Annotated in this window: 13 protein-coding genes and 1 riboswitch; of the genes, 10 read left to right on the forward strand and 3 right to left on the reverse strand. The window is 29.5% G+C overall.

Annotated features, from left to right (window positions below):
• Positions 1-92: 92 nt before the first annotated feature.
• From LQK79_RS07275 to LQK79_RS07285, 3 genes are all read right to left on the reverse strand, one after another.
• Complete coding sequence (locus LQK79_RS07275) at positions 93-1,391, reverse strand: D-alanyl-D-alanine carboxypeptidase family protein (RefSeq protein ID WP_053241379.1); 1,299 nt, start codon at positions 1,389-1,391, stop codon at positions 93-95.
• A 238-nt stretch (positions 1,392-1,629) separates the two neighbouring features.
• Positions 1,630-1,974, reverse strand: coding sequence for a hypothetical protein (locus LQK79_RS07280; RefSeq protein ID WP_053241380.1), 345 nt, complete (start codon positions 1,972-1,974; stop codon positions 1,630-1,632).
• Between the two features lie 78 nt (positions 1,975-2,052).
• A complete protein-coding gene (locus LQK79_RS07285) occupies positions 2,053-2,556 on the reverse strand; it encodes a hypothetical protein (RefSeq protein WP_231016073.1) in 504 nt (167 codons plus the stop codon).
• 210 nt (positions 2,557-2,766) lie between these two features.
• A riboswitch (cobalamin riboswitch) is annotated at positions 2,767-3,033 on the forward strand.
• A gap of 243 nt (positions 3,034-3,276) precedes the next feature.
• On the opposite strand from LQK79_RS07285, the gene LQK79_RS07290 reads away from it, so the two are divergent.
• From LQK79_RS07290 to thrC, 10 genes are all read left to right on the forward strand, one after another.
• Positions 3,277-4,137, forward strand: a complete 861-nt coding sequence (locus LQK79_RS07290; protein ID WP_231016074.1) for an energy-coupling factor transporter transmembrane component T family protein — start codon at positions 3,277-3,279, stop codon at positions 4,135-4,137.
• An 8-nt stretch (positions 4,138-4,145) separates the two neighbouring features.
• Positions 4,146-5,771, forward strand: coding sequence for an ABC transporter ATP-binding protein (locus LQK79_RS07295; RefSeq protein ID WP_053243281.1), 1,626 nt, complete (start codon positions 4,146-4,148; stop codon positions 5,769-5,771).
• On the forward strand, positions 5,771-6,472 hold the full coding sequence (locus tag LQK79_RS07300; protein WP_231016075.1) for an ECF transporter S component: 702 nt from the start codon (positions 5,771-5,773) through the stop codon (positions 6,470-6,472). Before LQK79_RS07295 ends, LQK79_RS07300 begins: the two co-directional genes overlap by 1 nt.
• Positions 6,469-8,454, forward strand: a complete 1,986-nt coding sequence (locus tag LQK79_RS07305; RefSeq protein WP_231016076.1) for a DUF4430 domain-containing protein — start codon at positions 6,469-6,471, stop codon at positions 8,452-8,454. The genes LQK79_RS07300 and LQK79_RS07305 overlap by 4 nt, the downstream gene beginning before the upstream one ends.
• The gene (locus LQK79_RS07310) at positions 8,451-9,131 is read left to right on the forward strand and encodes a DUF4430 domain-containing protein (RefSeq protein WP_231016077.1); all 681 of its coding nucleotides are present in this window, start codon (positions 8,451-8,453) and stop codon (positions 9,129-9,131) included. The genes LQK79_RS07305 and LQK79_RS07310 overlap by 4 nt, the downstream gene beginning before the upstream one ends.
• 146 nt (positions 9,132-9,277) lie before the next feature.
• A complete protein-coding gene (locus LQK79_RS07315; protein WP_053241384.1) occupies positions 9,278-9,496 on the forward strand; it encodes a hypothetical protein in 219 nt (72 codons plus the stop codon).
• A gap of 114 nt (positions 9,497-9,610) precedes the next feature.
• Positions 9,611-10,057 carry a nucleoside-diphosphate kinase gene (gene ndk, locus LQK79_RS07320; RefSeq protein WP_231016118.1) on the forward strand — a complete coding sequence of 149 codons (447 nt, stop codon included), beginning with the start codon at positions 9,611-9,613 and terminating at the stop codon, positions 10,055-10,057.
• Positions 10,058-10,163: 106 nt separating this feature from the next.
• Positions 10,164-10,985 (forward strand): MBL fold metallo-hydrolase, encoded by an 822-nt coding sequence (locus LQK79_RS07325; protein ID WP_231016078.1) that lies wholly within the window; start codon positions 10,164-10,166, stop codon positions 10,983-10,985.
• Between the two features lie 73 nt (positions 10,986-11,058).
• Positions 11,059-12,348 (forward strand): homoserine dehydrogenase, encoded by a 1,290-nt coding sequence (locus LQK79_RS07330; RefSeq protein ID WP_053241386.1) that lies wholly within the window; start codon positions 11,059-11,061, stop codon positions 12,346-12,348.
• An 18-nt stretch (positions 12,349-12,366) separates the two neighbouring features.
• Positions 12,367-13,857, forward strand: coding sequence for a threonine synthase (gene thrC, locus LQK79_RS07335; RefSeq protein ID WP_231016079.1), 1,491 nt, complete (start codon positions 12,367-12,369; stop codon positions 13,855-13,857).
• The last annotated feature ends 5 nt before the right edge of the window (positions 13,858-13,862 follow it).

Here is a 13,862-nt window from a genome sequence, read left to right on the forward strand (position 1 = left end):
TTTATTCTATATAAAAGTTAAAAGCTGCTCCAAATATTTTAGTCAACCTAAATATTTGGAGCAGCTTTAATTTTAACGCGTTGTTTTAAAGATTAAAAGTATGATTTTTTGCTTCTTGATCTTTTAGCTATTTTGTAAATTATAGTAATTAAAATTCCAATTACTGCGATTATGCAAAGTAAGCTAAATCCATATAAAAGCTTGTTAGCAGCTAATAAATCCTTTGTAGAAATGGATGAATATAATTTATAAGTTTTGGTGATTCCTCTTTCACTAAGAGTTACTGATCCAACTGCGCTATTCGAATTTAGCTTCCAAGGATCTATGCTGGAAACGCTTTGCTTAAGTGACTTTTCGCTGTCGTTTAGCTGGTTTTTATAATAAATTATGTTTTTATTTAAAGTTAAGTTAATATTAGCTGTTTTTTCAGGTCCGAAAAATTTAAAAAGTTTGTAAGATACCTTTATTGAACTATAAGGGGTATTTTTATTATAAAGTGTTGTAGGTAAACTCTCATAGCTGTAATTTATTAAATTCTCCATGTCTTTAAATACTTGAAGATCTTGACTATCATACACGGATTTCATTACTACACCTATTATTCTTTTGCCGTTCCTATTATATAATGCTATAAGACATTTGCCAGCATTTGAAGTTGAACCTGTCTTACCGCCTATACAAGTTTTATCATAAACTGGCTGTTTAGGGTCTATTATTTTATTTGTGTTTGTTATTGGAAATTTTACTTTGTCTTCAGTAAATACAGTTGATTTTTGTTTTGAAATAGTGTCATATATCCATTTATTTTCAAAGGCTACTTTAGCAAGTCTACTCATATCATAAGCAGTGCTGTAATGATTATCATCATGAAGGCCATTTGGAGTAACAAAATGTGTATTTTTTAATCCAAGAGCTTGTACTTCTTTGTTCATAATGGATGAAAAGTTGTTTTTTGTTTCATCAGTGGAATCATTTGTTTTTCCTAATAAGTTTGACGCAATAACATATGCCATATCATTTCCAGAGTAAATTAAAAGTCCCTGCATAACGCTATCGGCAGAAATTTTTTCTCCTACATTTAAAGGATGAATATTTTTGTTGAGTGAAAATTCTGGCTGCTCTTTTGCACTATTTGAATAAGTTAATATATCAGTAGGTTTTTTATTTTTAGCGAGTAAAAGAGCAGTTAATAGTTTGGTAGTACTTGCTGGATAAATTTTATTATCTGAATTTTTAGAATAAATTACCTCGCCAGTATCTGCATCAATTGAGATAGCAGTTTTTCCAACTATGTTTGGCTCCGAAGAGGTGGGTGCAGCAGCAAATGCAGTTGAAGATATAGAAAATAATAATGTAAAACTTATTAAGGTAGATAAAAATTTGTGTTTCAATGTCATCGCTCCATTTATTTAAGTATTTAAAATTATATAAAAAGTATATCATAATGGAAGTAGTAAAAAAAACATTGTTTCAAAAATATAATAAAATTATAGCTTTTGAAACAATAATTCTAAAAGTGCATAAATCTCGTAATATAATATCAACATTTTTTAAATATAGCTAAGAGTGATAAAAAGCTTTGCTTTAAATAAGTGTAAAGCCAATACTTATTTAAAACAAAGCTTAGAATTATTCCGCACTTTTGTTTTTTACATTTACGAAAAGCAATGAGATTGCAATTAAAGCGACATATGCGAATACATAATAAGCTGGAAGCAAACCAGCAGTAGATAAAAACTTTAAATATATAAATAGTATTAAAGAAACAACGGTCCAAAATATGGATATATATGATAACATATTATTTTTTTGACGCCAAGACATAGGATCCTTCATAGTACCTAAAATTTTATCTCTGGATTTATTTCCGGGAGAAGTTTTTGTAACTAACGATTTAAAATATATTGAAAATAAAATTCCAATTAAAGCTATTCCTAAGAACCAATATGATAAAGATATAGTTGTAACATTCATGAAAATCGCTCCTTATAGTAAAGTGAATAAAATATGATTTTGTTTACTTTACTATAAGTTTATCCTTAAACTAGAAAATTATACTCTATTTTTATTGGTGTGAACCTTTATATTTTTAAATTTATTGAACAATCTTATACACTTTATATATTGATACTCTATATATGGATTTTCATTTTTAGGCAAATCTTTTTCTACATCATCTTTTGGGATGGTTATGTTGATTAGCTGATTTTTATGCTTAAATTTAACTACATAAACATCTTCAGAATCATAACCTATTTCTACAAATCCAAGTGAAAGTGATTTTTCTGAAACTTTTTCGATAGAAATAATTTCAGAGCGTATAACTGGGCTTTTACTTATTCTATATAGTATTGAATTTTTTATATATGTTAATATTTTATATATAATTAGCCCTAACAAACTTACAAATATATACATTGTAACAATATTTTTTTTAGGGACTAAGTATACTATATGTTCAAAAGATGATGTGCTTAAAAGAGCATAAAGAATGGCTGGTGCAATTATGATACAAATGAGTAAAGTTAAAATTATGTTTAGTATTTTATTTTTCATAATATCATCTCCATATAATACTTTATAGTAAAATTATAAAATAAAAAATAAAATTTTTAAAGCATAAATTTATATTAACTGTGAACTAAAGAGTAGTACTTGAACAATTTTGGTGTTTTAAATGTTTAAGTAAACTCACTATATATATATTTGAAAAAAAAAAATATATATGGTAACATAAGCTTAATATTTAATATTAGCTTTAATATAAGGGAATGTGGTATATGCCACAGCAGCCCCCGCTACTGTAATCATAGACGAATGATTTGTAGGTATATGGTGGAACCACCGTAAAACTAATCTATTTATGTTCTAAAATCCTAATTTTTAAGGAATTATGGTACATATATAGATTTTACTTGAGCTGGTTTCAATGAGTATATCTTTAACGCCACTCATTTTTAAGGTGATTTCTATAGTAATTATCTTAATTTGGGGAAGGTAAATCATGAGGATGAAGTGAAAGCCAGGATATCTTATATTAAAGATAAACTACTTGAAACTTAAAAATTAATTTATACATCGTGAAAATATTGAATTATCAGCGATATACATAAGTTAATAGTTGAGTTGGTTTTTCCATTATGGTAATTCCACCTTCGGAGGGAAGGTTAAGGTTTTTATGAGAAATAGCTGTGAGCGGCTTTTTGTTGTATTATGAACCTTAGGGTTCTTTTGTTTTTTTTGTCAATATATTTTTAATAATTAAAGGTGGTAAATTTGGAGAAAATTCATGTTATTAGTCCTGTTAATTTGTGTTTGGTACTGCTTATAATAATTTTTTTAGAAGATAATCCACTCATAATATTTTGTATATTTGTTTTTATAATAATAGGTTTTATTAGAAATCATGAAATTTTAAAATTAAAAAATGGATTTATATATTTCGTACCACTAGCGACCATAAATATAATAATAAATATGCTTTTTGTATCTAAAGGAAGTTTTGTATTTTTAAGCATTTCTGGAAGATATTTTACCCTAGAATCAGTTATTTATGCTTTTACACTTACCTTTAAGCTTTTAGTAGTAATATACATATTTATATTCTTAGGTATTCTTATAGATTCAGATGCAGCAGTGTCATACTTTTTAAGTAAAATGCCTAAAACGACTTTAGCTATGATGATTGGTATTAAGTTTTTTCCTGCAATGAAAGAAAGATTAAAAAGCATAAAAATGATATATAAAGTTAGAGGCGTTGAATTTGAAAGTGGAAATTTAAAAGACAAAGTAAAAAGCAATATGGAAATATTATCAGTGCTTTTGGAGGACTCCTTAGAGACTTTTTTTAATATAGCTGAAACTTCATATGTAAGAGGATTTTTAAGTGGAAAAAGAACTATGTATGAAAAGCAAAAGTTTCATAAAAAGGATTATATATTAATGATTATATATTCAAGCTATTTAACATGTTTTATTGTAGTACACTTGTTAAAGCTAGATAAATTTGATATATATTCTCAAGGTATAAATAAAAGTTCATTTTTAAATTCATCTGTCTATGTATTTGCAGTTATGACCTTATTAAGCTTAATCTTAGTAGGCAAAAAATTGAAATTAAGCAGAGTGGAGAGTTGAGAAAAGATATGTCTTACATAAAAGTGGAAAATTTAAATTATTCCTATCCTGACGAAAAAAATAAAAGCATTTGTGACATAAATCTTGAAATTGATAATGGGGAAATACTTCTTCTTTGTGGAAAATCAGGGTCTGGAAAGTCAACTCTTGGGAGATGTTTCACAGGTGCAGTTCCCAATTTTTATGGAGGGACAATAGGAGGAAATATAATAATAAACGGAAAGAGATTAAACGAACTTTCTGAAAGGGAAAGGGCCTCTTATGTAACAATGGTATTTCAAGATCCTGAAAAACAAATTTTAATGGATAGAGTATTTAGAGAAATAGCTTTTGGACCTGAAAATGTTGGGGTAGAAAGCAAAGTTATAAAAAGAAGAGTAATTGAAACCATGCAGTTTTGTAATATATTACATTTAAGAGATAGGCTTATAAATACACTTTCTGGAGGAGAAAAACAAAAGGTAGCAGTAGCATCGGCTTTAGCATATATGCCTAAGATTATTGTATTTGATGAGCCAACCTCGCAGCTGGATCCAGAAGCTTCAGATGAAATTGTAAATCTCATAAAAAAAATTAACAGTGAACTTGGCATTACAGTTGTTTTAATAGAGCAAAGAATAGATAGATGTTTTGATGCTGCAGATAAAATAGCTGTTATGAAGGATGGAAGAATAGTTTTTTATGGAGATAAAGTGAAAATGTACAGTGATAATTTAAATGAGGTGAAAAGTTTTTTGCCATCATATTTAAAGGCTTCTAAAATTTTAGGAAGAAAAAAAATGCCACAAAGTTTTAAAAGCCTTAGAAAGAGTTTAAGTAAATCTGAAGTTTCCATAACTAATTTAGATGAGCAAAAAATCAATTCAGTGCGAGAAGACTGTGCTATTGAGATGAGAAAAGTGACCTGCAAATATGGAGATATTGCGGCAAATAACAATATTGACTTAAATATAAAAAGTGGAAGCTTTAATGCAATTATAGGTTCTAATGGTGCAGGAAAAAGTACGTTGGTTAAGGCGATTATGGGTTTTGTAAATTATAATGGGAACATAAAAATATTAGGACATGAAGTAAAAAAATTAAAATTTAAAGATATAGGAATTAAAATTGGTTATGTATCACAAAACCCAAATGATTATTTATCAAAGGATACGGTTTATGATGAGTTAAAATTTACATTAAACAATTATAGAATAAATGATGACAACTTAATAGACCATACTTTAAAAGAACTTGATATATATAAGCTTAAATCAAAAAATCCTAGAGATTTAAGCGGAGGAGAAAAACAAAGGGCAGCTATTGCCTCAGTGCTTGTACTTAAACCAGAAATTTTAATATTGGATGAACCTACAAGGGGACTTGATGAAGAAGGAAAGTATAAGCTGGGCAGCATCCTTAAAACTTTAAATAACAATGGATCTACTATAATTATGATTACGCATGATTTGGATTTTGCAGCTAGGTTTTGTAGTAATTTTATTTTAATGTTTGATGGAAAGGTAATCAGCAGCGGTAGTAAATATGATGTACTTAAAGATGGAATATACTATACAACAAACATAAATAAGCTGTTTAGGGATGTGGAGCCAAATGTTTTTGTCATTGAGGACATAAAAGGAGATGCATTATAATGAAAAGATTGCTTTCTTTTTTGATAATGATGTTTGTTCTTTTTCTTATGGCAATAGCATTTAAGTATGGAGGAGAAAATTATTTTCCTTTAATAATTACTTTGATAGTTTTTTGTATTGTCATTATTTCATATTTTTATTTTGAAAAAAGTTATATGGGCACAAAGGAAATAGCGCTTATTGGAGGGATTTCTGCCTTTGCAGCTGCTTCTAGGGTTGTATTGGCAGCTATACCAAATGTTCAGCCTGTAACTTTTATTGTGGCACTTTCAGGAATCGTTTTTGGCTCTTTTGAGGGGTTCCTCATTGGAAGTACTACAGCCTTCATATCTAATATATTTTTAGGTCAAGGACCATGGACACCATGGCAGATGTTTTCATGGGGGATTGTGGGATATTTGTCTGGTATTATTGGTAAAAAGGATAAAAAATTATCTGTTGAACTATTTTCTGTGATATGTTTTTTATATGGATTTATGTTTGATTGGATAATGAATTTATGGCATGTCCTAGGCTTCATAAGGCCTATAAATATAAAAACTGTATTTTTGGCTTACGCATCTGGAATTACCTTTGATGTAATGCATGCAGTAGGTAATTTTGTATTTTGTATTGTGTTTTATGATAAATTTTATAAAATACTTCTTAGATTTAAGAAGAAAATGAAAGTAACATATATAAAAGAGGGGGAAAAGACATGAAATTAAAAAAAATTATGGGTAAGTGTATTTGCTGCTTACTAAGTTTTATTATTATCTTTGCATATGCGCTAAGTGCTTCACCTTTAATTGCAAAGGCTGATGTAACAACAATAAAGGTTGTTGTTGATGGTACTCAGGGTCAAATTGCAAGTGGTGTAACTGAGCAACATAATGCATTAGAAGCTATGAAAGATGTTTTAGATAGTAAAGGAATAAAATATAGCGTTCCTGATGGACAGTATGGAAAATTTATAGATAGCATAGGCGATTTAAAAACCAATGATGTTCAAAAAGGCTCAGGGTGGATGTATGCAATTAAAAAATCAGATGGAACTTACGTTAGTCCTGATAATTCTATTGATAACACAAATTTAGATAGTATGGATGAGCTTTTGGTGTACTTTTCACTTTGGGGAACTACTTATCTTGCAAATGATATAGAGTTTTCAACAAAACAAGCGAATAAACCTGTTACTATTTCAATTAACAATAAAAGTTTAGACTGGAATACAAACCAAACTGTTACTACTCCAATTGAAAATATAACTGCAAAAGTTATCAGCGAAAATGGAGATGAAGTGCCAGTTTCCTTAGATAAAAATACAATAAATATAAGTGGTGGGCTTAAGGAAGGAAATTACTATTTGGACTTAAGCGATTATAGTAATACTTCAATACCTAAAGTTGCAGCAGATAGATTTGAATTTAATATTACAAAAGAAGATACTACGAGTAACGGAAATGGGCAAGGCAATACACAAAATGGCAATGGTGATAATAACAGTAATAGCAACTTTAATATCGAAAATGAAATGAAGCTTACAGAAAATGTAGTAAAGAATTACACTGATGAGTGGGCTGCACTAGATTTTTATAAAACTGGAATGCAGGGCAGCATAAATAAGCAATTTATAACGGATGCCTTAAATAACATAAATAAAAATGGAATATCAAAATATTATAATACTCAAATTGAAAAGCTAATAATAGGATTAACAGCAGCAGGATATACACCATATAACTTTGCAGGAATAAACTTAGCATCTGAACTTTATAATAGAAATATAGATGATTTTCTCGTCAATGATGCTATTTATGGGCTAATGGCGTATAACTTTGCCAATATAAACGATGAAAATTATAAAATAAAAAAAGATACACTTAAAAATTATATACTTCAAAATGCTATAAAAGATGATAATGGAAATGTTGCAGGCTGGTCTTATGATGCTTCAACTAAAACTGCAGATGCAGATATGACAGGAGCTACTATTTCTGCTTTATCTACTTATTATAATTCTGGCGATAAGGAAGTTATTTCGGCTGTAGATTCAGCTATTAAACATTTAAATGACATTGAAAACGACAGTGGGTATATACCTGGAACTTATGGAGATTCAAGTGAAACAAATGCTTTTGCTATAATAGGCCTTTTATCGGTAAATGTTGATCCATATGGTACCACTAAAATTTCAAGTGGAGAAGTTAATTTTCAAAAGCCAAAAGGAAATTTAGTTAGTGCTCTTCTTTCATATAAAACTTCAGATGGACATTATAAGCACAATCTTCAAGATGAAGAAGGAAATGACTTTTCAACTGAGGAAGCATTTAGAGCTCTTTTTTCACTTAATGAATTTAGTAAAAGCAAAGGTGTCTATAATTATTATGAAAGTAACATAAATGCTGCTCAATTACCAGTGTATAATGTAGCAATTAGTTCAGGGGCAAGCAACACTAATACTAATGTAAATAATTCTAAAAATGTAAGTGAAAATCAAGTGTTAAAAGGAAGTACAGATTTTAGAGGAACACTTCCTAAAACAGGATATTTCTTTGATTTCAAGTTGCTATTTATAATGGGAATAGCTCTTATGGCAATAGGTTTTTGTATAATAGGTATACTGCAGAAAAGGGCATATATACTAATTCAAATTAAAAAAATTATAGGATATATTTCTAAGGGGAGAAAGGGATCATATTGAAGAAAAAGATAGTTTTAAGTATTTCAATAATAGTTTTATCTTTAGTTTTAATTTTAGGTGGCAATGCGTTAAGAAATAATTTGGAAGATAACAAGCCTAATAATATTTCTAAAAAGATTACAGCTGTAAATAAAGCTAAGGAAAAACAAGTAAAAAGTACTCCGGTTAAGGATGTTTCACAAATAGAAACAAAAACGTCAAGTGATGAAAAGTATACAAAGGAAAAACAAAGTACTGATAATAGTAAAGAAACTGCTGTAAGTAATAAGTCAAGTGCTGTAAATAAGAGCAGTAATACTAGTAATAAAAGTGTAAGTAGTAGTACTAGTAATACTGGTGTATCGTCACCAATTTCACCTAAGCCGAGTGAGGAGCCTAATCTCACTGTAGTAGATGCTTTGAATAACAAGACAATTCTTTCGACATATATTGATGTAAATGGAAAAACTGTTGGAGAAGTTACGTTAGATGCATTGAGGTCAAAGGGAATACCAGTTGAAAGCACAGGTTCAGGATATGCTTTATATATTTCATCGATATCTGGAATAAGGGAAAGAGAGCATGGAAAAAATAGTGGGTGGATATATTTTGTAAATGGAAATTCACCACAAGTTGGCTGCGGTGGTTATAAACTTAAGCAAGGTGATAAAATTGAATGGAAATATTCATCAAATTAAAGAGGGTTTATGCCCTCTTTAATTTTTACTATTAAATAGTTTTCTAAAAATTAAGAAAATACTTTAATTTTGATTTGTATGGCTGTATAATGTAATAAATAAAATTAATTTCTATTTTTTGGATTAGCAATAGGGGGGTATGTGCTATGGATGATTGTCCATTTTTAACCACAACTGAGGAAAAGGTGGAATGTTTTAGGGAATGTGTTTTTTTTAAAGAAAAGGGTAATCATAATTTATGTCCCTTTAAAAGGTTAGAATCAAGTAAAAACACTTCAGCAGGTTTATATGAGTATGTTTCAATGAAAGATGATGAAAATGATATAATTGAACATTATAAAAAATACATTGGTGCCAATTTTTAATAATTAGGAATATATATTAAATATGTGGATAGAATAACTAAAAAATAGTGTAAATTTTCATTTAAATTTTATAGTTGTATGCCTGGAAAAATATTTGAAAGGGTGTTTTTTATGATTGAGAGAACATTAGTTTTAATAAAACCAGATGGAATAAAGAGAAAAATAATGGGAGAAATAATAAGTTTTTATGAACAAAAGGATCTCAATATAGTTGAGTTAAAACTTGTTCAATGCAGTAGAAAAACAGCAGAAAAGCATTATGAGGAGCATAAGGGTAAATCTTATTTTGAGGAATTGATAAACTATATTACAAGCGGAAAATTATGTGCAATGATTATAGAAGGAGAAGAAGCAATAAACATAGTTAGAAAAATTAATGGGAATAAGGACCCTAATCTAGCTGAATTGGGAAGTATAAGAGGAAAATATGCCGATGATAGAACAAAAAATCTAGTACATGCTTCGGATAATTTTAAGAATGCAGAAAGAGAAATAGCAATATGGTTTCCAGACATAGTAAGTAAAGTTGCTTTCGATGAGAAAAAATCTATTAATATATAAATTTATTAAATACAGCTTTCAAATAAACTGCTTAAAAATTCAATGTACAATGAAGTTTGAATTTTAGGCAGTTTATCTTTATTAAAAATCAAGGGAAAGTGGTTATATGGGTAAATCTAAAGTTATTATGAAAACTAGAGATATATTTGAACTTAATAAAAGGAATCTTAAAGCTTATTTGAAAAAGCCAGTAAGGCCTAAATCTGAAAAAATAGTTACAAATTCAATTCAATGGGTTGGGCATGCAACTACCATAATAAACATGGAAGGCAAAATTATATTGACAGACCCTGTTACGAAACATTTAGGTTACATGAAAAGACTTGTAAAACCATCTGTGAATTTAAAAAATCTAAAAATAGATTACATTCTCATAACCCATGGACATATGGATCATCTTGATTATAGTGTTCTTGCAGGACTTGATAAGAATGCTACTGTTATAACTTCAAGAGGAGTTAAAAAGACACTAAAAATTATAGGATTTAAAAAAGTAAATGTGCTTAGTGAAAATGAAGCTTATAAGGATAGAAATATAGAGGTTGATGCTATAAAAGCTAATCATAATGGAAAAAGATATTATTTTTTTGGATACAAGGACAGTAATTCATACCTTATTAAAGGAAATAAAAAAAGTGTCTTATTTGCAGGAGATACTGCTTATACAACAGTATATAAGGATATAAAAGTGGATGCAGCAATTATGCCAGTAGGATGTTATAAACCAGATGAGTTTTTAAAGATGCATTGTTCACCTGAGCAGGCCTTTAAAATGTTTAAAATGATGAGAGCAAAGCAAATGATTCCAATACACTATAAAACATATATTTTAGCTCAAGATGATGATAATGAAACGTTAAAAAGACTTAATACTATCAATGATGGCTCAATAAAAATTGTAGATGTTGGGCAAACAATTGTATTTTGACACTAAACATGTTAATATATAATAAGTTATAAATAAACATTTATTACATGTATATTTAGGAGGCTTGGTTGACGTGAATAAAGTTAAAATAGGTATTTTGGGTTTAGGTAATGTAGGAACAGGTGTATGGAAGATATTAAATACAAATAAAGAGGAGATACGAAAAAGATCTGGATATGATATTGAAATTGAAAAAATTTTAGTAAGAGATGTTAATAAGGATAGAGGAATCGATGTTCCAAAGGAGCTTCTAACAGATAATCCAGATGATGTGTTAAAAGATAATTCTATTGAAATAGTAGTAGAACTTATGGGTGGAGTTGAGCCTGCGAAGGAATATATATTAGAAGCTATGAAAAATAAAAAACATGTGGTTACTGCAAATAAGATGCTTCTTGCAACGGAAGGTGATGAACTATTTGCAAAGGCAGAAAATGAGGGGGTAATGTTTTATTATGAAGCTAGTGTTGCAGGTGGTATACCGATAATACATGCTATAAATGAAAGTTTGACTGCCAATAAAATAGAACAGGTAATAGGAATAATAAATGGTACTACAAATTACATACTTACAAAAATGACATTTGAAAATATGACTTTTGAAGATGCCTTAAGAGAAGCACAGGAGAAAGGTTTCGCTGAAGCTGATCCAACCTCTGATGTTGAAGGATATGATGCGATGTATAAGCTTGCTATACTAACTTCCTTGTCCTTTGGAACAAGAATTAATATAAAGGATATATATAGAGAGGGAATAACAAACATAAAACCAATAGATATAAAATATGCGAAGGATTTTGGGTATGTTATCAAACTTATAGCTATAGTAAAAGAAGTTTCTGGTAAGCTTGAAATGAGAGTTCATCCAGCAATGCTTCCAGAAAGGCATCCACTTGCAAGTGTAAATGATTCATTTAATGCTATATTTATAAGAGGAAATGCAGTTGGAGATATGATGCTCTATGGAAGGGGCGCAGGAGACCTTCCAACAGGAAGCGCAGTAGTATCTGATATAATATCAATATTAAGAGGAAATACAGATGTAGAGGCTATAAGTGCGGTTAAAAACAATTACTGGAATATAAAGCCTAGTCCGATGGCAAACACTAAAAGTGAATACTATATAAGGATTTCGGTCATGGATTTACCAGGAGTTCTTGGTGAAATTTCAACAATCTTTGGAGAAGAAGATGTAAGCATACTTTCAGTGATGCAAAAAGGTAAACGTGAAGAGTTTACATCTGTAGTGTATTTTACTCATACTACATTTGAAGGGAATATAAATAGAGCTATAGAGAAGATAAATGCTTCGGCTCATGTAAAATGTGTGGATAACATAATAAGAATAGAAAACATACAATAGATTTGGAGGAATTTTAATATGGAAGATATTTATTATAGTAGTACAAGAGGAAGTGAAACTAAAGTCTCTGCTTCAGAAGCAATTTTAAAGGGAATTTCAGAAGACGGTGGACTTTTTATACCAAATGAAATCCCTAAGCTTAAATGCACTATTGAAGAAATTTCAAAACTAGACTATAAAGAAACAGCATATACTGTAATGAGCAGCTTTTTGACAGATTTTGCTGAAGAAGAACTTAAAAACTGCATAGAAAAAGCATATGATGCTAAATTTGATACAGAAGAAATAGCACCTATAAAGAAGACTGATGATGCTTATTTTCTTGAATTGTATCATGGTCCTACGCTTGCTTTCAAGGATATGGCACTTTCAATACTTCCACATTTATTAAAAACTTCAGCGAGGAAGCACAATATTAAAGATAAAATAGTTATTTTGACAGCTACTTCTGGAGATACTGGAAAAGCAGCACTTGAAGGATTCGCAGACGTAGAGGATACTGAAATTATAGTGTTTTTTCCAGAAGATGGTGTAAGTGAAGTTCAAAGACTGCAAATGGTAACTCAAAAAGGTTCAAACACTCATGTTGTAGGTATTGAGGGGAATTTTGATGACGCTCAAAGTGGCGTTAAGAAAATTTTTACTGACAAGGAATTTGGAGACAAACTTAAGGAAAATGGTTATAGGTTTTCATCAGCTAATTCAATAAATATAGGCAGACTTGTTCCTCAAATTGTTTACTATTTTTATGCTTATGGAAGCTTATGCAAAAAGAAAGAGATAGAGTGTGGTGAAAAAGTAAATTTTGTTGTTCCAACAGGAAATTTCGGAAATATACTTGCTGCGTATTTTGCAAAGAACATGGGACTTCCTGTAAATAAGCTTATATGTGCTTCAAATGATAATAAAGTCCTCTTTGATTTCTTTAAAACAGGAGTTTATGATAGGGATAGAGAATTTGTAACTACAATATCACCATCTATGGATATACTTATATCAAGCAATCTCGAGAGACTTATATATCTTGTTAGCGGTAGAACTCCTAAGAAGGTATCTCAACTTATGAGTGAACTTTCGGTAAATGGAAAATATCAAATAACAAGTGAGATGAGTGATAAGCTTCAGGATTTTTATGGAGGATATGCTACAGAAGAAGAGACTAAAAGGGCAATATCAAAAATGTATAATGAGAATGATTATTTAATTGATACTCATACAGCAGTGGCATACAGTGTGTATGAAAAATATAAAGATGAGAAGAATGACAGTACAAAAACTGTAATAGCTTCAACAGCAAGCCCATATAAATTTACAAATGCAGTAATGGAAGCGGTAGATGATAAATATTTAAACTGCAATAGTTTTGAACTTATGAAAAAAATGAGTGCTTTAATGAATTCAGATATACCAGCAGGAATACGTGGCATAGAAGAAAGAGAAATTCTCCACAAAAACACTTGTAAGAAAGATGAAATGAAAAATATAGTTGAAAAGTTTTTGAACTTATAAAAGTT

Source organism: Clostridium guangxiense (genome assembly GCF_021043395.1).
GTDB classification, from domain to species: Bacteria; Bacillota; Clostridia; order Clostridiales; family Clostridiaceae; genus Clostridium_S; species Clostridium_S guangxiense.

What these genes read in the sequence shown, in the direction of transcription:
- LQK79_RS07325 (WP_231016078.1), top strand. Translation starts at nt 10,164, where the DNA reads ATGGGTAAATCTAAAGTTATTATGAAAACTAGAGATATATTTGAACTT.
- LQK79_RS07280 (WP_053241380.1), bottom strand. Translation starts at nt 1,974, where the DNA reads ATGAATGTTACAACTATATCTTTATCATATTGGTTCTTAGGAATAGCT.
- LQK79_RS07285 (WP_231016073.1), bottom strand. Translation starts at nt 2,556, where the DNA reads ATGAAAAATAAAATACTAAACATAATTTTAACTTTACTCATTTGTATC.
- thrC (WP_231016079.1), top strand. Translation starts at nt 12,367, where the DNA reads ATGGAAGATATTTATTATAGTAGTACAAGAGGAAGTGAAACTAAAGTC.
- LQK79_RS07305 (WP_231016076.1), top strand. Translation starts at nt 6,469, where the DNA reads ATGAAATTAAAAAAAATTATGGGTAAGTGTATTTGCTGCTTACTAAGT.
- LQK79_RS07300 (WP_231016075.1), top strand. Translation starts at nt 5,771, where the DNA reads ATGAAAAGATTGCTTTCTTTTTTGATAATGATGTTTGTTCTTTTTCTT.
- LQK79_RS07315 (WP_053241384.1), top strand. Translation starts at nt 9,278, where the DNA reads ATGGATGATTGTCCATTTTTAACCACAACTGAGGAAAAGGTGGAATGT.
- LQK79_RS07295 (WP_053243281.1), top strand. Translation starts at nt 4,146, where the DNA reads ATGTCTTACATAAAAGTGGAAAATTTAAATTATTCCTATCCTGACGAA.